We start from the raw sequence: 20358 nt of genomic DNA on the forward strand, positions 1-20358 counted from the left end.
AGCCCGCTCCCACAAGGATTTGCACAGCACCTGTGGGAGCGGGCTTGCCCGCGATGACGGCCCCCAGACTTTCACACCTTTTTCAGAGACCCCGCATGAGACTGTCCCGCTTCTTCATCGACGCCCCCCTGAGCATCGGCGAGCACGAGTTGCCCGAAGCCCAGGCCCATTACATCAGCCGTGTGCTGCGCATGGCCGAGGGTGATGTGTTGCAACTGTTCGACGGCTCGGGCCAGGAGTTTCGCGCCCGGCTGGTCGAGGTCGGCAAAAAACGCGTGGTGGTGCAGGTCGACGAAAGCTTCGCCGGGCAGGTCGAGTCGCCGCTGCAAATCCATCTCGGCCAGGGCCTGTCCCGGGGCGAACGCATGGACTGGGCGATCCAGAAAGCCACGGAACTGGGCGTCACTGAAATCACCCCGATCTTCACCGAACGCTGCGAAGTCCGCCTCAAGGACGAGCGCGCCGACAAACGCCTGCTGCACTGGCGCCAGGTGGCGATCAGCGCATGCGAACAATGCGGGCGCTCGCGAGTACCGGTGATTCATCCGCCGCTGTTGCTGGCTGACTGGTTGAAGCAGACGCAGGCCGAGTTGAAGCTGGTGCTGCATCCGGTAGCCGAGCCGCTGGTGAGCCATGCCAAACCTTCAAGCCTGGCATTCCTGATCGGTCCGGAGGGTGGTTTGTCCGATGCCGAAGTGGATCAGGCCAAGTCGACCGGACTCCATGCAGCACGGCTGGGTCCGCGGGTGTTGCGTACCGAGACGGCGCCGGTTGTTGCACTGGCTGTGGCCCAGCAACTCTGGGGTGATTTCTAGGCCGCCTTCGCGAGCAAGCCCGCTCCCACAGTTGACCGCATTCTGTGGGAGCGGGCTTGCTCGCGAATGGCCGCGACACGGTCTAGAGGCCGATCTGGCTGCTACTGCACCGGATCACTCACCGGTTTTGCAATAATCGCCTTGAGTTCGCTGGTCATCGGGAACTCAAGGTTCAAACCCTTCGGTGGGATCGGTTGCTCGAACCAGCGCTTGTAGATGCCATTGATCTCGCCCGAACTGTACAGATCCGCCAACGCGCCGTTGACCAGCGCCAGGAACTGCGGATCGTCCTTGCGCACCATGCAGCTGTAGATCTCCCGCGATTGCTCCTCCCCGACCACCACCCACTTGTGCGGGTCATTGGCCTTGGCGCGCTCGCCATAGAGCAGCGCGTCGTCCATGTAGAACGCCGCCGCCCGGCCCGATTGCAGCATCTGGAAGGCCTCGCCGTGGTCCTTGGCACTGATCACGAACATGTCGATCTTGTGATCGACGTTGTAGCTTTTCAGGAAGCGCTCGTTGGTGGTGCCGGCAGTGGTCACCACGTTCTTGCCGCGCAGGTCAGCGAAGCTCTTGATCCCGCTGTCCTTCGCGGTCAGCAACTGGCCCTTTACGTAGATGAAGCCATAGGAGAACGCCACCTGCTTCTGCCGTTCGGCGGTCACGCCGGTGGAGCCGCATTCCAGGTCCACAGTGCCGTTCTGCACCAGTGGAATACGGGTCTGCGAGGTCACCAGGTTGTACTTCACCTTCAAGTCTGGCAGCGCCAGTTGCTGCTGGATGCGCTCGACGATCTTGCCCGCCAGATCCACCGAGTAACCCATTGGCTTGCCGCTGTGATCACCCACGTAGGAGAACGGCACCGAAGCATCGCGATAACCCAGGGTGATGCTGCTGGCACTGGCGATCTTGCTCAGGGTGCCGGTCAGCGGCGCTTCATTGGCCTGAACCTGACTGCCGAGCAACAGGCCAAGGGTACAAGCGAGCAACGTGATTTTTTGCATTGTTATTCTCCGTTGTGGGTGTTGGTTTATCAGACGCGTGCAGCGATGACGGTGATTTCCACCAGCACCTGCGGTCGGGCCAGTTCGGCCTGCACGGTGGTGCGGCTCGGTGCCTGCCCCGGCGACAACCAGGCCGACCAGACCTCGTTCATCGCGGCGAAATCCTCGGTGATGTTCTTCAGGTAAATGGTCGCGCTGAGCAGATGATCCTTGTCGCTGCCCGCCTCGGCCAGCAAGGTATCGATTTTCGCCAGTACTTCGCGGGTCTGGTCGCCGGCATCCCGGGCATCGCCCGGCACCTGTCCGGAGAGAAACACCAGCTCGCCAAAGGTCACGGCGCCGGACAGGCGCGGGTTGCTGTGCAGTCGGGTAATGGTCATTGCAGTGTCCTCTTCAGAAATCGCTATTCAGGCGGCCCGGTGGTTGAAACCGCGCAGGTCGATGGAAGGCTCGCGCTTGCCGATCAGCTCGCTGAGCAAGCGCCCGCTGCCGCATGCCAGGGTGAAACCCAGTGCGCCGTGGCCGAGGTTGAGCCACAGGTTGCGGTACGCCGTCGCGCCCAGCAATGGCACGCCGTTGGGGGTGGCCGGACGCATGCCGGCCCATTCGACGGCTTCGACATAGGCGCCGGCATTGGGAAAGGTGTCATGGGCCTGGCGCTTGATCAGCGCCAGACGCTTGGGGTCCAAAGCGGGGTCGAAGCCGACAATGTCGACCATTGCCGCCACTCGCAATTGCTCGCCGATGCGGGCGTAGACGATCTTGCGGTCGTAGTCGGTGATGCTCACGTCCGGCGCCCGGTGACCGGCGCCGATCGGCACAGTCAGGCTGTAGCCCTTGAGCGGATAAAGCGGCAGTTGCATCCCGGGCAGCGCCAATAGCGGACTGCGATGACCGGCGGCGATCACCAGTTGATCGACCGGCAGCACTTGCTCGCCCAGTTCGATGGCGTTGACGCTGCCGTTGCTGTGGCGGATGCCGGTCACCGCTTGCCCGAGACGAAACTCGCAACGGCCGGACGCTTGCAGCCGGGCAGCCAGTTGCCGGCAAAAACCGTGGCAGTCGCCCACCTCTTCGTCCGGGGTGTAGATCGCCCCGACAAAGGGCGCATCGATCAGCACCGGTTCCAGTTGCGCGCATTCGGCCGGCGACAACACTTGCTGTTGCTGCGGGTCGGCCAGGCCCTGGCGCGCATGCTCGAAGCTGCTGTTCTGGCGGAAAGTCACCAGTTTGCCATTGCGCCGCCACTGGAATCCCGTCAGCCCATCGTCCTCGCGCCAGGATCTCAATGTGTCCTGGCTCAACAGCGCCAGGCGCAGCAAGTGCGCGGCGTTCTCGCGATTGACCGAGCGGCGGCAGGCGCCGAGGAACGATGCCATCCAGCGCCACTGGGCCGGGTCGAAGCGCGGGCGCAGCTTCAACGGTGAGTCGCCGCGCAGCATCCAGCCGATGGCTTGCAAAGGCACACCGGCGTCGGCCAGGGGCGCGACATAGCGATAGGACAACTGGCCGCCGTTGGCGAAGCTGGTTTCGCTGCCCAGCGAGTCCCGTGCCTCGATCACCGTCACCTCGAAGCCGTCGCGCACCAGCGCATAGGCCGTTGCCAGGCCAATCACGCCGCCACCGATGATGCACACACGCTGAGCCATGTCCGTCCTTAAAACCGTTGTGAAGACGAGGCCAAGGTTAGAGCCAGGTGACAGACGATGAACAATGCATAAAGATGGCAAACCCATAAACAAAGGTTATGGACTTGCCATGCGCCTTCGCCATATCGAGATTTTCCAGGCCATCCGCCAGACCGGTTCGATCAGCGCTGCCGCGCAATTGCTGCACGTCTCGCAGCCGGCGGTGAGCAAGGTGTTGCAGCACGCCGAGCAACAATTGGGTTTTCCGCTGTTCTTGCGGGTGCGCGGCAAGTTGCAGGCGACGCCGGAAGCGCTGGAACTGGAGCGCGAAGTGGACAAGGTCAGCGAAAGCCTGCAAGGCGTGCGACGCTTGGCGCAGAGCCTGCGCCGCGAGCCTGGCCACAGCCTGCGCATCGGTGCCACCCCGGCGCTGGCCCTGTCATTGCTGCCGCCGGCCATTCACGAATGGACCGGGCGTTACCCGGACATCGTTTGCGAACTTTCCAGCGCCCACAGTCGTGAACTGGTGCAGAACCTGTTGATGCGCGAAGTGGATGTTGCCCTGACCCTGCAACGCCCGGATCACCCGGGGCTCAAGGCCCAGGCGCTGGCGTCCGGCGTGCTGGTGGCGTTGGCGCCGAGGGGTTACTGGCCTCAGGAAGAGGCAGGTAAACCGTTGCCGCTGATGGCGCTGGCGGATGCGCCGCTGATCGGTTTATCCAGCGCCGATCCACTGGCCGCGCGGCTCGACAGTTACCTGGAAGCGGTCGAACCGCCGCCCCGGGTACGCATCGCCGTGCAAACCTACTCACTGGCACGGGCGATGGTGGAGTCCGGCGCGGGCCTGGCGGTGATCGATCCGTTCACCGCCCTTGGCGCATCACCGGGCACCACGACCATCCGCCCGCTAGCCCCGCCACTGCCGATCACCCTGTACGCCGTGACTCGCACCAGCGAACCACTGCCGCACACGCTCAATGACCTGTTGCAGATCTTCAGCCGCCGCGCCCGGGAGCAATTGGAGAACCTGAGTCCTGCGCAACCCTGAAGCCTGATGAGCAACCTGTGGGAGCGGGCTTGCCCGCGATGGCGGTGGATCAATCAACATTTCGATCGACTGACACGCCGTCATCGCGAGCAAGCCCGCTCCCACAGAGGACTGTGGTGATTTACAGGACGTAGAACAGAATCGCCACAAAGTGCAGCAAACTCCCGGCGATCACGAACAGGTGCCAGATCCCGTGGGCATGTCGCAAACGATGGTCGAGGGCGAAAAAGATGATCCCCACGGTGTACAGCACGCCGCCCGAGGCCAGCCAGGCAAACCCGGCAGTGCCCAGCGCCGCGAGTAACGGCTTGACCGCCACCAGCACGATCCAGCCCATCACCGCATAAATCACGATCGACAGAATCCGCGCTTCCGAACGCGGCTTGATCTCCTGCAGGATGCCGATCAGCGCCAGTCCCCAGACAATCCCGAACAAGGTCCAGCCCCACGGCCCGCGCAGGGTCACCAGGCAGAATGGCGTGTAGCTGCCGGCGATCAACAGGTAGATCGAAAAGTGATCGACCTTCTGCATGATCTCTTTCTTGCGCCCGCGCACGCTGTGGTACACGGTCGACGCGCTGTACAGCACCAGCAAGGTAAAAGCGTAGATCGCCATACTGACGATCTTCCACGGGCTGCCGTCGAGACTGGCCAGCACAATCAGCCACACCCCGCCGATAAACGCCGCCACAGCCCCGAGCAAATGCGTCCAGGCGTTCAGTCTTTCCCCGTGATACATGCGTTGCTCACCTCGAATTTCATTGCTGCAGAGCGCAAGGCTCAGGCTTGAAGTGTAAAAGCGCAATGTTTCTGTACGACGGGCCCGGTGTAATTGGGCACAATCGAGTCATTCCAGAAAGAGCCTGCCCCATGCTGATCGATGAAGAGTTGACCCTGAAAAAACTCGAGGTGTTCCTGGCCTTCATGCGCACCGGCAACCTGGCGCGGGCCGCTGCCGAGTTGCAGACCAGTAACGTCAGTGTGCATCGCGCGATCCACTCCCTGGAAAGCGCCCTGCGCTGCCCGTTGTTCAAGCACGAAGGCCGCAGCCTGACGCCGCTGGAAAGCGCTTACGTGCTGGAAGAGCGGGCGCAGAAGCTGATTCAGGATGTCGTCGAAAGCGTGCGCCTGACCCGCGAAGCCGCCGGGTTTTCGGCCGAACGTTTCAAACTGGGCTCACTGTATTCCCTGACGGTGAAGACCGTACCGCAACTGATCATGGGTTTGAAGATCCGCCGCAGCGAGCTCAACATCGACCTGATTCTGGGCTCCAATATCGACCTGCTCTACAAGCTCAAGAACATGGAAGTCGATGCGATCCTGGTGTCGCTGGACGACAGCGTCAACGACCCGGATTGCGAGCAGATCCCGCTGTTTTCCGACGACATCTTCCTCGCCACACCCGCCGACTCGAAGTTTGCCCAGCGCACCGAAGTCGACCTGGCCGAGGTCCGCGACGAAACCTTCATCACCCTGACCCAGGGCTTCGCCACCCATCAGGACGGCAAGCGGGTATTCGAGCAGGCAGGGTTCGAGCCAAAGGTGGCGATGCAGGTCAACGACATCTTTACCCTGCTGAGCATGGTCAGTTCGGGCGTGGGTTATGCGTTGCTGCCGGGGCGAATTGCTGCGGTGTACGAGAACCGGGTGAAGCTGATCCCGTTGCAGGAAAAGTACCGGTTGCAGCAGCACATTGGCGTGGTGTTCCTCAAAGCCAAGGAGCGTGATCCGAACCTGCTGGCGTTGCTGGCGGAGTGTCGGATGTATGCCAATCGGCAGGCTTGAAACCGAGTCGACCCCATCGCGGGCAAGCCCGCTCCCACAAGGATTTGCACAGCACCTGTGGGAGCGGGCTTGCCCGCGAAGGCGTCGGATCTGACAACTCAGGATTTGTGGCTACCCGACAATCCCGCGAACAATGAAGAACAACAGCGAAGGCCCCAACAGGCACCCAAGCCCGGTGTGGAAGGTCGCAGTCAACGCGCCATAAGGCACCAGACGCCGATCCGTCGCCGCCAGCCCCGCAGTCACGCCACTGACCGTCCCGGCCAGCCCACCGAACACCATCGCCGAACGCGGGTTGTCCAGGCCCATCCAGCGCGCCGCCATCGGTGTACCCACCATCACCAGGATCGCCTTGATCAGGCCGGTGGCAATCGACAGCGCCACCACATCGGAACTGGCACCAATGGCCGCACCGGTCACCGGCCCGACGATGTAAGTCACCGCACCGGCGCCAATGGTGGTCATGCTCACCGCATCGCGGTAACCGAATGCCCAGGCCATGCACGCGCCGACGATAAACGGCAGCACCGTGCCCAACAGCAGCGCAATCACACCGATCAAACCGGCCTTTTTCGCTTCGGTGGCCTGCACCTCGAACGCCGTGGCGACGATGGCGAAGTCCCGCAGCATCGCGCCGCCCATCAACCCGATGCCGGAAAACAGCGTCAAGTCCGCCAGGCCTTTTTGCCCGCCGGTCATCGTGCCACCGACCCAGGCCAGTACCAGGCCAATGACGATAGCGATGGCAGAGCCGTGAATCCGTCCGAAGGTCAGGCGTTTGGAGAGAATCACTGACACCCACATGATGATGCCGACGAAAGCGAATGCGGTGACCAGACTGTTAGTTGCCAGGCCTTTCTCAAAGAGTTCCCACATATCAGCGACCTCCTGCCGGTGCGCCAACCTGCGTTACATCCGCCGGTTCATCGGGCAAGGGTTCGCCTTTGTGGGTCCGGCTGATCAGGGCAATGGTGCAACCGCAAACCACCACCGAACCGATCGCCGCCAGCACAGCCACCGGACCGCCGTGCAGCGCCGTGACCACGTTTTGTTGCGCCGCCATCGCCACCACTACCGGGATGTACATGGCGCCCCAGAAGCCGACACCCATCTCGCACTCCCGGGTCATGCCGCCACGCCTGTGCATCCACAACCGTGCGCAAATCAGCAGGATCATCGCGATCCCGACACCGCCGACGTTTGATTTCACACCCAGCAACACCCCGAGCATGTCACCCATGATCACCCCTGCCAGCGTACAGATCGCCAACAGCGCCACACCGTAAATAATCATTGTTGTAGTCCTCAAAGTGCATTTCGAATGTTGTTTTTGTTGTTCGAAGCCTGAGTTTTAGGAGTGGCGGCTTCCCTCCTCACGCATCAGCGCCTGCAGGGTATCGAGCCGGGCACCGTCGAAGGCAATCACGGTGCCCTGCTCGAACACCCGGCGCGCCAGCCCGGTCAGCACCGCACCGGGCGGCAGTTCGATCTGTAGACGCACGCCGCGCTCGTAGGCGCTTTGTACCGTGCCGCGCCAATCGACGATGCGGCACATGTTGAAGGCCAGGTCGTCGCGCAACGCTTGCGGCTTGATCAGCGGACGCGCGCGACTGCCGCTCAGGTAACCGATCTTCGGCGATTGCAGCAGCACTTTGGCGAAGGCTTCGGCCAACCGTTGCGCGGGTGCCTCAAGCAATGGGCAGTGGGACGGCACGCTCACCGCCAGACGCTTGGCCAGGCCAGCTCCGCAACCTTTCGCCAACTCGGCCACCGCTTTCATCGCAGCATCGCTACCGGCAATCACCACCTGGTTATCGGCATTGATATTGGCCAGATAAACCGGCATTAGCGCGCTGTGCACCCGGGCCAGTAATCCTTCCACCGCGGCTAGATCCAGACCGATGATCGCGGTCATGCCGTAGCCCTGTGGATAAGCCTGCTGCATCAGCTCACCGCGCAGGCTGACCAGATGCAACGCATCGTTGAAACTCAAGACACCGGCCACCACTGCCGCCGGATAAGCGCCGATCGACAAGCCGGCCACATAGTCCGGGGCCATGGTCAACTGGCGTGAAGCGGCGACGCCAGCGATCAGCAGGCAAAGCTGAACCGCCCTTGTCGAGCGCAATGCTTCGGCAGAATCCAGCAGCAATACATCTTCACCGAGCAGGTCGCTCGCCTCGACCAACGTTTCCCGAGGCAAACGAGCCAGCATTCCGGGTTGTTGCGCGCCCTGGCCGGGGAACACCAGCAGGCTACTCATGCTGCTTGCTCCTGTGGATTCCACGGATCAGTAACCAGAGTGGCTTGAATGGCATTTTTCAGCAGGACCCGCGACGAAGCACCGGCCCATTCGCGCAAGGCAACGGCGCCCAAGGGTGTCTGCAACTGCAGGTCCACGCGGCATACGGCGGTGTCGAGAACGGCCACCAGCGCCTGCGCGTCGGCACGACTCAACGGACGTGGCGTACGCAGGATCAGATCGAGGTCGCTGTCCTCGTGCAACGCGGCAAACCCGCTGGCCAATTCGAATCCGGCGCTGCCGCTGACACCCCAAACCCAGCCACTCTCATCAAGGTGCGAGCGCAGTTGTGCCAAGGCCCGCAGCGCCGGGAAGTCACGCTGGCCTTGAACATGGCAAAGTTCTTCCGGCCGCACCCGCCGGGTGATGGCGGCGACTTCCATCAGCGTCGCAAATCGCTGCTCACGCAGCGGCCCACGCACGCCCACTGCCACCTGTCCCGCCGCGCACAAGGCGCGACGGACCACCACCGGCTGGCCGGCAATGATCGACTCGATCACCCAGGTCGGGGCATCCGCAGGCAACTGCCGCGGGGTCATGCCCCACAGCAGGTCGTGAGCCAGAAGCGCATTCACCACTGTGCTCTCAACAATTGGCGAACCTTGCTCGACGCCGCACGATTGGCCGCACCGAGACGACCACTGAGATCTGCACCCTTCTCGGCGATATCGCCCATCGCCTGACCCAGGCACTCGATCACCCGCGCCAGATCCGCTGCCGTCGGCTGCTCGATCTGCCCAACCGACAAGGTTTCCCACAGCAGCCCGAGGCTGGCATAGCTGTCGATGTCATAAGCCATCGGCGGCACGCTGGCGGCCAGGGTTTCCAGCTCTTCGACGCTGCGCAAGGTCACCCGCGCCGCCGACGCCTTGCCCATTGCATGCACCATCACCCCCGGATCGCGCAGGGCGATCAAGCGGTTGGCCTGATAGCCGTGGGCCAGAAACGCCCCGGACATCGCCTTGCCCACCAGCAAACCGATCACTGCATGGCCGGCCAGACGGGCACGGGCGTAACTGCCCGCCGCTGCGGCCAGCGCCTGATGAATGCCGAGGGCTTCCTCGCGTCGACCGTAAGCCTGGCTCGGCACGTCGACGATGGCGACCAAGGCGCGTTTACGTGCCTTGTGCTGATCGGCGGCGATGACTTCATCCACGGCCTTGGCCAGGCCCCAGCCTTCGAGCAAGCCCACTTCGCCATTGCGTGCACGGACGAAGCGGTTCTCCGGGTCGGCCACCACCGCGATGAAACGCACAGGCTGATCGCCCAGCGCACCGTCCGCGACCTTCAGCGAAGCCGGCAATCCCTCGACCGCTTTCGCCCCGGCGCTCAAGGCGTTGAACCAGTTCAAACCACGCAGGGAATACGAACTCATGGGCGTTCTCCTTGGTACAGATCGCGAACCACGGACGGCTCGATTTGCGGTTCGGCGTCCAGACGCGCCAACCGCTGCAGGAACAGCTCGGCCTGTTGGCTACGTGGTTGCGCCGGCAAACCTTGCTGGAGCAACTCGCCGACTTGCTGGCGAATCTGCGCCACGTCGTCGGCAACATAGCGATCCACCAGACCACTGGCGAAGCGCTGCTCGCCACCGGTCAGGCTCCAGATGAAGGGCCGGTCGCGGGAGTCGTACTCCTCGAGTCCGGCTTCCTGTTCGATCACCTGCGGACCATTCAGGCCGAGTCGCGCCTCCTGGGTCACCAACAGATAGCTGCACAACCCGGCGGCAATCGACATGCCGCCAAAGCAACCGACGCTGCCCGCCACCACACCGACCACGGGTTGGTACCGCTGCAAATCGACAATCGCCGCGTGGATGTCGGCAATGGCTGCCAGGCCGAGGTTGGCTTCCTGCAAACGCACGCCGCCGGTTTCCAGCAGCAGCACGGCGCGGGTCGGGATGCCGTTGCGGTTGTCTTCGGCGGCCAGTTCCAGCGCACCGGCAATTTTTGCTCCGCCGACTTCACCGAGGCTGCCGCCCTGGAACGCGCCTTCGATGGCCGCGATCACCACCGGCAAACCATCGAGGTTGCCCTTGGCGATCACCACGCCGTCGTCGGCTTGCGGCACCACGCCCTGGCGCGACAGCCACGGCGACATGATCCGTTGAAAGGGATCGAGCAGTTCGCGGAAGGTGCCGGCGTCGAGCAGGGCCTTGGCCCGTTGCCGGGCACCGAGTTCGACGAAGCTGTGCTTGTTGAGCAGGGATGCGCTGTCAGTCATGGCCGATCTCCTCGAAGCCCTGTTCCAGGCGCAGGCGCACTACGCCGGGAGTCGCGCCGAAATCGTGGATGTCGATGGCCATCGCCGGCGGCGTCTGACCGTCGAACATCCGTGCGAACAGATGCTGCCAGCGTTGTTCGCTGCCATTGACCGAGGTCTGCACGTTGATTGTCAGCTTGCCGGCCTGGCCCGGTTCGATCAGCACTTCCAGATCGCCAGAGCCGACACAGCCCACCAGGGTACGACCGCGTGGCGGCTGCCCGGCGGGGAATTCAAAGGATAAGGTTTCCATCAAAACACTCCCTGGATGAGGCCGTCGCCAGACGCGATACGGTCGATGAACAGGCAGGCTGCGAGCAGGTCGGCAGCGCCGCCGGGCGAGGCATTCAACGCGATGAGTTGTTGGTCCAGCTCGTGCAAACGGCGACGTCCGCCGAGGCTGGCACTGCCACCCGCATCGAGCACCGCCCGGGCGCCCAGTTGCATGGTGTTCAGGCCTTCTTCACCGGCGCGGTAAAGCACGCAGGTGTCGGCCAGACTCGTCATGATCGCCAGCAGCGCATCGAGCCGGGCGTTCTGCTCGCCATGACCGGCGGCGCGGCTGCGCAGCAGTTGCGGCAGCGCACGTTGGGTCACCGCCGGAAAACCCAGCTGCGCTTCTTCACGGGCACCGCGAGCGCCGTAGCGTTGGGCGACTTGCGCACCGTGGCTGAGCGAACGTGGTGCAAAACGGTCGTCAAGCAAGGCCAACCGCGCAGCTCGCAGCGCCACGCTATTGGCACTGCAGGATTGAGGTTGCAGCGCAGCGGCAGTGATCAACAAGCCCAAGGCCCAGATCGCACCGCGATGGGTGTTCACGCCGCCGGTGGTGTCGAGCATCACTTGCTCGCCTTCGCGACCGATGCGGCCCACGGCTTCGCGCAGGGGCAAGCCGATTTCGCCGAACTCGATGGCGGCTTCAGCCATTTCCTTAAAGGCCGGCCACAAGGACAGCGCCGATGCGTGCATCAGCCCCAGGTGCAAATCGGTGTGGGCGCCATTGCCGCGACGGTCGACCAGTGCCGGTTTCGGCGACAGATCAGCTTCGTCGATCAGTGCGTCCACCGCCAGGTCCGCCAGCCGTTCGGCCAGGCTCAGGTTTTTGGGTTGCAGGTTAAGTGCGTGCATTACCAGCTCCTGAACTTGGCGGGCGGGTTGTAGAGGCCACCGGACCACTCCACCAGGTCGGCCACGCTTTTCGCCGCGAGCAGTTCGCGAGTGGCGTCGGTGCGGCGGATGCCGAGGTCTTCGGGCAAGGCGATCAGGCCTTCGCGGCGCATGCGCGCGGTGTCTTTGGGGTTGTGGCGCAGGCCGATGGCGGTCACCCCGGCGACGGCGGCGATCATCGCCTGGCGTTCTTCCAGCGAGCGCGCCTTGTACAGGTAGGCGATGCCTTCTTCGGTCAACAGGTGGGTCACGTCGTCGCCGTAGACCATGATCGGCGCCAGTGGCATGCCGCTTTTCTTCGCCACATCGACCGCATCGAGGGTTTCAACGAAAGTCGGTTTGCCGCCCTCCTGGAAGGTCTCGACCATCTGCACCACGAGCTTTTTGCCACGTTCGAGCATCGGCTCGGCGACATCCGTGTTGCGCATGTCGAGCCATGCCGGTGTGCCGTGGCGGCGACCGCGCGGGTCGTGGCCCATGTTCGGTGCTCCGCCGAAACCGGCCAGGCGTCCGCGAGTCACAGTAGAGGAATGACCGTCGCCATCGACTTGCAAAGTCGCGCCGATGAACAGGTCCACGGCGTATTGCCCGGCCAGTTGGCTGAACATCCGATTGGAACGCAGGGAGCCGTCGCGCCCGGTAAAGAACACATCCGGCCGCGCCGCAATGTAGTTCTCCATCCCCAGTTCGGTGCCGAAGCAATGCACGCTTTCGACCCAGCCGCTTTCAATGGCGGGAATCAGGGTCGGGTGCGGGTTGAGCGTCCAGTTGCGGCAGATCTTGCCCTTGAGGCCGAGGGATTCGCCGTAGGTCGGCAGGATCAGCTCGATGGCAGCGGTATTGAAACCGATACCGTGGTTGAGGGACTGCACATTGTGTTTTTCGTAGATCCCGCGGATCGCCATCATCGCCATCAGCACGTGCACGGGCTTGATGTGCCGAGGGTCGCGGGTAAACAGCGGTTCGATATAGAACGGCTTGTCGGCCACCACCACGAAGTCGACCCAGGAGGCGGGAATGTCTACCCGCGGCAGGTCGCTGACGTCGTCCACCAACTGGTTTACCTGGACGATGACGATGCCGTCACTGAAGGCCGCCGGCTCTATCAGCGCCGGGGTGTCTTCGGTGCTCGGCCCGGTGTAGATGTTGCCGGCGCGGTCGGCCATGAACCCGGCCGAAAGCACGACGTTGGGAATCAGATCCACCACCAGCCGTGCGTAGAGTTCGATGTAGGTGTGGATCGCGCCGACTTCCAGCAGGCCGTCTTCGAGCAACTGGCTGATGCGCAGGCTTTGGGTGCCGGCGAAAGAGAAGTCGAGCTTGCGGGCGATGCCGCGTTCGAACAGGTCCAGGTGCTCGGAGCGCCCGACGCTGGGCATGATCATGTGCAGGTCATGCAGCTTCGCGGGGTCGACCTTGGCCAGGGAACGCGAGAGGAAATCCGCCTGCTTTTGGTTGTTGCCTTCGAGCACCACGCGATCGCCCGGCAGGATCAAGGCCTCCAACGCCGCCACGATGTTGTCGGTGGGCAACACCACACCGTCGGCAAGACCTCGCACCAGCTCGAGGCGCCGCTGCTTTTCGCTGCGCCGCCGCGTCCATCGCGAGTCGGGGGATATTGTTGTTGTCATGACCACTCCACGGGTTCGCTGTCGTGGGGGTCACATTAGGAGTGTTGGGTGGGGGCATCAATCAAGCAGAGTGATGAATCGTTACGCTCAGGTTAATGATCGAGATCTGCGTCGCTCATACTGGCCTCTTCGCGGGCAAGCCCGCTCCCACAGGGTTAGTGGTTGCCGTTGAATTTGGGCAACACACGGACACTGTGGGAGCGGGCTTGCCCGCGAAGAGGCCGGTGCAGTCAACGCAAGGCCGCGATCAGATGGCCAACCCGGCATTCACAAGCAGCGCCTCCAGCGCCAACAAATCCGGCACCTTCACCACCTGCTCCCCCACCTGCACCGCCGCCTGCTCCAGCGCACACAACGGCACATCCACATAACTCAACTGGCTATCGAGCTTGCAGGAGCGCGGAATTCCCTGCACCAACAGCGCGATGAACTTCAGCTCGGACCGCCCGCCCAGGGCGTTGAGAATGACGATCCGCGCGCGTTCACCGATGACGATTTTCTGCCCGCAGGCCGACTCGAAACTCAGCAGCGGAATCTGCCGCTCGCGCCACGTCACCAGGCCCAGGTACCACGGCGGTGTGTCGAGGTCGAACGTCCCCGGCTGCTGGTAATCGATCAGCTCGGCAACGGCGACGTTGGGCAGGAGCAGGTTGCGGTCGGCCAACGGCAGCAGCAGGCCGGTGAGGTTGCTGGTGCGGTGCTCAAGCATGGGTCTTGCTCCACAAGGCGATGCTTTCGAGCAGCACCGATTCCTGGTACGGCTTGCCCAGGTAGTCGTTGACGCCGATGGCCATGGCGCGGTCGCGGTGTTTCTGTCCGGTGCGGGAGGTGATCATGATGATCGGCAGGTGTCGCAGGCGTTCGTCGTTGCGCACCTGGGTCGCGACCTCGAAGCCGTCCATGCGAGGCATCTCGATGTCCAGCAGCATCAGGTCGGGCATGTGCTCTTCCAGCAGCAGCATGGCATCGACTCCGTCCTTGGCGGTCAGCACATTCATGCCATGGCGTTCGAGCAAGCGGCTGGTGACCTTGCGCACGGTGACCGAATCGTCGACCACCATCACCAGCAGCGGCCGGTGCGGTTCGGCCTCGATCTCTTGCCCGACCGGACGCTGGGGTACACGGGCCTGCATGGCGCGGATCGGCGCCAGCAAATCCAGGATCAGCACCACCCGGCCATCCCCGAGAATCGTCGCTCCGGACACCCCTTGAACCGCCGCAAACTGCGGCCCCAGGCTCTTGACCACGATTTCGCGAGTGCCGGCCATGGCGTCCACCAACACCGCGATGTGCCGCTCGTTGCACTGCACCAGCAACACCGGCAATGGCAGGCTCTGGCCCAACAGTTTCGGGCGCGGGCTGGTTTTCAGCAACTCACCCAGGTAGCACAGTTCGTAACGTTGCCCGGCGTATTCGTAGGTCGGCGAATCGAAACGGAAATACCCTTCGAGTTCATTGGGCAGGACGCGCACGATGCCGTCGATGGTATTGAGCGGGATCGCGTATTGGTCCTCACCGCACTGAACCATCAACGCCCGGTTGACCGATACGGTAAACGGCAGGCGAATGCGGAAATGCACACCCTGCCCGGGCACCGAGTCGATGCTCATGGTGCCGCCCAGTTGCCGCACCTCTTCGTGCACTACATCCATGCCAACGCCGCGCCCGGAGATCTGGGTGATTTTTTCGGCGGTGGAAAAACCCGGTTGCAGGATGAACTGCAACACATCGTGATCACTGATGACGCTGTCCGGGGCGAGCAGGCCGCGCTTGATCGCCTTGCGCCGCACCGCGTCCAGCGGCACACCGGCGCCGTCGTCGCGGATGTCGAAAATGATGTCGCCCCCTTCGCGCAGCAGATCGAGGGTGATCTTGCCTTTGGCCGGTTTCCCCGCCGCCAGCCGCACGTCGACAGACTCCAGGCCATGGTCGACCGCGTTGCGCAGCATGTGTTCCAGCGGCGCGGCCATGCGTTCAAGCACATTGCGATCCATCTCGCCTTCGGCGTTGTCGACGATGAAGTCCACGTCCTTGCCCAGTTCACTGGACACCTGCCGGACGATGCGCTGCAAACGCGGGAGCATGCGTTCGAACGGCACCATGCGCGTGCGCATCAGCCCTTCCTGCAACTCGGTGTTGATGCGGCCCTGCTGTTGCAGCAGGTTTTCCGTGTCCTGATTGCGTCGCTCTAGGGTTTCCTTGAGGTCGAGCAAGTCAGAGGCCGATTCGAACAGCGCCCGGGACAATTGCTGCAACTGTGAGTGGCGGTCCATTTCCAGCGGGTCGAACTCCTCGTAGCCCAGGCGTTCGGCATCGACTTGCTGGCGGCTGAGGATCCGCCCCTGGGTTTCGGTATCGAGGCGGCGCAACTGGTCGCGCATCCGCTCGATGGTGGTCTCCATCTCATTGAGGGCGATGTGCGCATCGTTGACCTGCTGTTCGATCCGGCCACGGAAGATCGATGTTTCACCGGCCAGGTTGACCAGATCGTCGAGCAGCTCCGCCGAGACCTTGACCATGTCTGCGCCGGCATCGGACGGCGGCGCCAGCGGCTCGGCCTTGGGCGTGGCCGACGGCGCAACCGGCGCGGGGGCTTCAGGCACGGCCGGGTGGCTGAAATTCTTGATCGCATCAATCAAGCGGTCGGCTGGCGGCATCGGCTCGCCGGCGCGGGCCGCATCGAGCATCTGCGCCAGACGGTCATGGCTGCGCTGCAACAGCGCGAACAACGGCTCCGTCGGTTGCAGCTCACCGGTGGACAGGCCTTCGTAGAGAAACTCCAGTTCATGGGCCAGATCGCCAATCGCGGCGATTTCCACCATGCGCGCGCCACCCTTGAGGGTGTGCAGGTCGCGCAGCAGGGTTTCCACTTCCTGACGACTCGAAGGCTGGGCCTGCCAGCGCTCCAGCGCCGCCCCGGAGCTTTCGATGATGTCGAAACCTTCCTCGAGGAAGATATCCAGCAATTCCGGATCGTGCGCAGCCGCGTCGTTGTCGGTCGCCTGCCGGGGGGACTCGGCGATACCCGCATGACCTTGACGGTAGGCACGAATGGCTTCGATCAGCTCACGGGCATCGTCCAGCGGCTGGTTGAGCTGCAACTGTTCGAGGTACAACGCCAGTCGCTCATGGCTCTGTTTGAGCAGCGCCGCCAGTGAATCGCTGAAGGCATAACGACGGTCCACCAGGCCCTGATAAAGGCTTTCCAGTTCATGGGCCAGATCGCCGACCGGCCCGACCTCGGCCATGCGCGCGCCGCCTTCGAGAGTGTGCAGATCCCGTTGCAGGGACGACAGCGGCGCGGCGTTGTCCGAGTCGCGCAACCAGCGCTGCAAGGCCTGACCGGCGCTTTCGAGGATATCCACCGCTTCTTCAAGGAAGATCGCAACGATTTCATCGTCCAGCCCGCGCCCTTCTCCTGTAGGAGCGAGCTCGCTCGCGATGGTCTCACCGGCGCCGCGTTTATCCAATGACAACGTGTCATCGTTAACGTCCATCGCGAGCGGGCTCGCTCCTACAGGAGGTAGCGTGTGCTCTAGATCGGCGGTGGCTGCGCCCAATTCGCGGATGCTCAGGCTGCGGCTGCCATCGCTGCGGATCAGGCCCATGGCCGACGGATCAAGGCTCTCGTCGAGCAGCTCGCGCAAGGCCCTGATCCGTTGCGGTTGCGGGCTGACTTCCTGGCCGGCTGCCAGTTCGTCGAGCATGTTGATCAGCGCTTCGTGGGCAGCCTGTGCCTCATGGAAAAACCGCTCGCTGACCGCCAGGCTGCTTTCTTCCACGGCACCGTAGAGATCGAGCAACGCTTCGCACAACTCATCCACCGGGTGCAGGTCGGCCAGATGGGCGCCTTCGCCGAGAGTGGTCAATTCGTCCAGCAGCGCGCTGAGTTCCTGACGTTCGCCTGGGTGTTGCTGCCAACGCTGCAACAGGCTTTCGGCGTCCAGCAGGATGTCCATGCCCTGGGCGAGGAAGTTGTTGATCAGTTGCGGATCGCGCTTGATCCGCAGCCCGGTGTTCGGTGTGCTCAGGAGGTTTTCCAGACGTTCGGCCAGCAGCGCCCTGGCGCGCTCGGTCAAACCCCGGGCACCGGGAATTTCCGCCAGCGGATCGCGTTTGAGCTGGCGCAAGCCGAGGCGAAACAGCCCTTCAGCTTCCAGCAGCAATTCGAGCTCATCCAGATCCAGCGCGATCAGGTGCGCCTTGTATTCCCGGGCCAGTTGATCCAGCGGCGCGGCCAGCTCGGCAATCGGCAACACACCGGCCATATAGGCACTGCCCTTGAGGGTGTGCAAGGCACGCTGCAATTCGTCGCTGGCCTGCAACGGCACATGTTCGGCGGCCTGATCAAGGAAGCGATTGAGGCTGCCTAAATGGGTTTGAGCCTCTTTGCGGAAGATCTCCAGCAACAGCGGGTCGAGGGCCGCGACATCTTGCGTATCCTCATCGGACACCGGTTCATCGCCTTTGGCCAGGGCGTGGGCGCGAGCGGCCAACTGATCGACATCGTTGCGCTGACGCTGGGCATTGGCGGCGTATTCGGCCACCAGTTCAGGCAGCAGATGCAGCACATCGCCGATCAGTTGCTGCACCGTAGCGCCCGGCTCCACGCTGTTTTCCAGTACGCGGTTGAGCAGGTTTTCCACGGCCCAGGCCAGCTCGCCCAGCACCAGAGCGCGCACCATGCGGCCACTGCCCTTGAGGGTATGAAAGGCGCGGCGCAGCTCACTCAAGGCCGAGTGGTTGTCAGGGTTGACCGACCAGCGCGGCAAGTATTCGCGCAGGATCTCCAGGACTTCGTCGGTTTCTTCGAGGAACACCTCGCGCAGCTCATCGTCCACCGGTTCTTCGCCTGCAGGTGGCGGCAGCAGGCTGCCCGGGGTGTTCAGCGCGGGTGGGTTCAGGCTCGAAACCGGGCTGGCAAGCACATCGGCCAGGGTCTGGACGGTCTGCGGATCATCCAGCTCCTGCATCATCTGCATGACCTGCGCTTCAGTCGGGTTGAGCACATCATCCAGCACGGGCACATGCTGCTCACTGGGGAAAAACCCGAGTCTCGCCAGGCTTTTTTCCGCGACATCGAGCAGGTTTTCGCCCTGGGCCTGCGGGTCATCGCTGAGGCGCTCGAGGTAGTACTCGATGCTGGTGACCACATCGGCCAGGCTGTCCAGCTCCTGCCAGCCGGGTTGACCCGGCTCGAGCAACAGGTGCTCGCGGATAAAGTGATTGCAGGTTTCGACCAGGCTCGCCGCCCGGCTCAAGGGAATCATCGCCAGCGCGCCGCGCACCTGGGTCAGCAAGGCCGGCAGCGCCTGCAAATGCTGGCGGTCCCAATCGGCGTCGATGTAGTCGACGATCATGTCCTTGGCCTGCTGCAAACAGATGCGGGCCTCCTTGATCACGATCTGATGGATCTGCGTCAGGTCGGTGGTTGGCAGGCGATTGTCGTCCTGGCTCTCCGGCTCCACGGTTCCGACCATGCCGGCCAGTGTCGCTTCGACGTACAACAGGGCCCCGGCAACGTCCATGAGGATCGCATCGTTGGGTTCACGCTGGCCTTGGGCGAGGCTGAGCACCACCGCCAGTTGATCGATGATCACCTTGCGCGGCTGACCGAAACCCAGGACCGCCAGGGTGTCGGCGATTTGCCGCAGCGGCGCCAGCAGGCTGTCGAGGTCGGAGGTGTGCTGGCGGTCACTGCGCACGAACAGGTCCAGGCGCTCCTTGACCCGCACCAGCTCTTCGCACAGCGCCGCCAACACCGAGCGCATGGCATCACGGTCGGGCCCGGCCAGCCGCGCGCGTTCTTCATCGACCATCGCGCTGTCGGGCAGCGCGTCGTCCAGTGAGTAGCGTTCTTTCATGGTCAGCATCTGCCCGGTGAGATGTTCGGCTTTGGCAATGTAGAACAGCAAACTCTTGAGCAGCTCCGGCGGGGCCGGTTGATTGATGCCTGGCATGCCTTGTTCGAGCAGGCGCTTGAGTTCCTTGTCGGCATCCTTGAACAGGCTGCGCAAGGCCGGGCTGTTGGCGATCGCACCGCCCTGCATGCCTTCGACCAGCGCCGATGCCACCTGCCATAACGGGCCAAGGGGGGCGTCGGCACACAGTGCTTCGAGGCGGGTGAAGACCTTGGCCAGGTAATCGAGGTTGGTGTCGTTGTCCTGTTCACGCAGGAATCCGACCAGCGCCATTTGCAGCATCTGTCGCAGCTTGCGCAGCACACCGGGCAAATCAGCCGGTTCCAGTTGCGCCAGCGTTTGTGCGTCCAGCGCTGGCAACTCGGGTAATTGCGGGCTGAACAGGCTGGTTTCCGACAAAAGGCTTTCGCCACGGGCGCTGCGCAGGTCGTTGATCAGGGGCAACACCACCAGTGGCAAGTCGCGACGCGCGCCCTGCACCCGGTCGAGGTAGACCGGCAACTGCCCGAGGGCCTGCATCAACAGGTGCAACGCCTCGTCGCGATGGCTGACACGGTTGCCCTGCAAGGCCATGGCCAGTTGTTCCATTTCTTCGGCGAGCAACGCCGCGCCGTAGAACTCGACCATCTGCAAACTGCCGTGGACCTGATGGATGCATGCCAGGCAATCATCCAGCGCTTGGGTCGCCTGCGGGTCATCGAGCAGGTTTTCAATCGCGTGATGAGCCTGTTTCAGCGTTTCGGCAATCTCGCCCTTGACCCACTCGAGGGCCACATAGTCGTGCCGATCACCCAT

18 protein-coding genes are annotated in these 20358 nt (G+C 63.2%); 3 read left to right on the forward strand and 15 right to left on the reverse strand.

All coding sequences use genetic code 11. The annotated features are described in order from the left end of the window. Positions 1–95 precede the first annotated feature (95 nt). Positions 96–815 (forward strand): 16S rRNA (uracil(1498)-N(3))-methyltransferase, encoded by a 720-nt coding sequence (locus AC07W4_RS01845; protein ID WP_495031304.1) that lies wholly within the window; start codon positions 96–98, stop codon positions 813–815. Positions 816–916: 101 nt separating this feature from the next. On the opposite strand, the gene AC07W4_RS01850 is transcribed toward AC07W4_RS01845, so the two are convergent. Genes AC07W4_RS01850 through AC07W4_RS01860 form a run of 3 tightly spaced genes read right to left on the reverse strand, consistent with a single transcriptional unit; the run spans position 917 to position 3468 of the window. Beyond that, positions 917–1819, reverse strand: coding sequence for a transporter substrate-binding domain-containing protein (locus AC07W4_RS01850; protein WP_495031305.1), 903 nt, complete (start codon positions 1817–1819; stop codon positions 917–919). A gap of 29 nt (positions 1820–1848) precedes the next feature. Next, positions 1849–2199: a RidA family protein gene (locus tag AC07W4_RS01855; RefSeq protein WP_008050280.1), complete on the reverse strand. Its 351-nt coding sequence runs from the start codon at positions 2197–2199 to the stop codon at positions 1849–1851. A gap of 27 nt (positions 2200–2226) precedes the next feature. Further along, positions 2227–3468, reverse strand: coding sequence for a D-amino acid dehydrogenase (locus AC07W4_RS01860; protein WP_495031306.1), 1242 nt, complete (start codon positions 3466–3468; stop codon positions 2227–2229). A gap of 109 nt (positions 3469–3577) precedes the next feature. On the opposite strand from AC07W4_RS01860, the gene AC07W4_RS01865 reads away from it, so the two are divergent. Further along, complete coding sequence (locus tag AC07W4_RS01865; RefSeq protein ID WP_495031307.1) at positions 3578–4495, forward strand: LysR family transcriptional regulator; 918 nt, start codon at positions 3578–3580, stop codon at positions 4493–4495. Between the two features lie 121 nt (positions 4496–4616). On the opposite strand, the gene trhA is transcribed toward AC07W4_RS01865, so the two are convergent. Further along, a complete protein-coding gene (gene trhA / locus AC07W4_RS01870) occupies positions 4617–5234 on the reverse strand; it encodes a PAQR family membrane homeostasis protein TrhA (protein WP_495031308.1) in 618 nt (205 codons plus the stop codon). Between the two features lie 131 nt (positions 5235–5365). Between trhA and AC07W4_RS01875 the strand changes: the two genes are divergently transcribed. Further along, complete coding sequence (locus AC07W4_RS01875; RefSeq protein WP_008001122.1) at positions 5366–6280, forward strand: LysR family transcriptional regulator; 915 nt, start codon at positions 5366–5368, stop codon at positions 6278–6280. Positions 6281–6391: 111 nt separating this feature from the next. Here the strand turns inward: AC07W4_RS01875 and madM are convergent, their stop codons facing one another. The 11 genes from madM to AC07W4_RS01930 form a co-directional block, all read right to left on the reverse strand. Continuing rightward, positions 6392–7156 carry a malonate transporter subunit MadM gene (gene madM / locus AC07W4_RS01880; RefSeq protein ID WP_007987763.1) on the reverse strand — a complete coding sequence of 255 codons (765 nt, stop codon included), beginning with the start codon at positions 7154–7156 and terminating at the stop codon, positions 6392–6394. 1 nt (position 7157) lies between these two features. Then, positions 7158–7574: a malonate transporter subunit MadL gene (gene madL, locus AC07W4_RS01885; protein WP_008050285.1), complete on the reverse strand. Its 417-nt coding sequence runs from the start codon at positions 7572–7574 to the stop codon at positions 7158–7160. A gap of 57 nt (positions 7575–7631) precedes the next feature. Beyond that, complete coding sequence (mdcH, locus tag AC07W4_RS01890; protein ID WP_495031309.1) at positions 7632–8543, reverse strand: malonate decarboxylase subunit epsilon; 912 nt, start codon at positions 8541–8543, stop codon at positions 7632–7634. Next, positions 8540–9160, reverse strand: a complete 621-nt coding sequence (locus AC07W4_RS01895; protein ID WP_495031310.1) for a malonate decarboxylase holo-ACP synthase — start codon at positions 9158–9160, stop codon at positions 8540–8542. The genes mdcH and AC07W4_RS01895 overlap by 4 nt, the downstream gene beginning before the upstream one ends. Further along, positions 9154–9957, reverse strand: coding sequence for a biotin-independent malonate decarboxylase subunit gamma (mdcE, locus tag AC07W4_RS01900; RefSeq protein WP_495031311.1), 804 nt, complete (start codon positions 9955–9957; stop codon positions 9154–9156). The genes AC07W4_RS01895 and mdcE overlap by 7 nt, the downstream gene beginning before the upstream one ends. Further along, the gene (locus tag AC07W4_RS01905) at positions 9954–10805 is read right to left on the reverse strand and encodes a biotin-independent malonate decarboxylase subunit beta (protein ID WP_495031312.1); all 852 of its coding nucleotides are present in this window, start codon (positions 10803–10805) and stop codon (positions 9954–9956) included. Before AC07W4_RS01905 ends, mdcE begins: the two co-directional genes overlap by 4 nt. Further along, complete coding sequence (locus AC07W4_RS01910) at positions 10798–11097, reverse strand: malonate decarboxylase subunit delta (RefSeq protein ID WP_008001147.1); 300 nt, start codon at positions 11095–11097, stop codon at positions 10798–10800. Before AC07W4_RS01910 ends, AC07W4_RS01905 begins: the two co-directional genes overlap by 8 nt. Beyond that, positions 11097–11972: a triphosphoribosyl-dephospho-CoA synthase gene (locus AC07W4_RS01915; RefSeq protein ID WP_495031313.1), complete on the reverse strand. Its 876-nt coding sequence runs from the start codon at positions 11970–11972 to the stop codon at positions 11097–11099. The genes AC07W4_RS01910 and AC07W4_RS01915 overlap by 1 nt, the downstream gene beginning before the upstream one ends. After that, entirely contained in the window at positions 11972–13642 is a 1671-nt protein-coding gene (mdcA, locus tag AC07W4_RS01920; protein ID WP_495031314.1) for a malonate decarboxylase subunit alpha, read from the reverse strand. The genes AC07W4_RS01915 and mdcA overlap by 1 nt, the downstream gene beginning before the upstream one ends. A gap of 247 nt (positions 13643–13889) precedes the next feature. Further along, entirely contained in the window at positions 13890–14351 is a 462-nt protein-coding gene (locus AC07W4_RS01925) for a chemotaxis protein CheW (RefSeq protein WP_495031315.1), read from the reverse strand. Further along, entirely contained in the window at positions 14344–20358 is a 6015-nt protein-coding gene (locus AC07W4_RS01930; protein WP_495031316.1) for an Hpt domain-containing protein, read from the reverse strand. Before AC07W4_RS01930 ends, AC07W4_RS01925 begins: the two co-directional genes overlap by 8 nt.

It is taken from the genome of Pseudomonas sp. GW821-FHT02A08 (assembly GCF_059422045.1).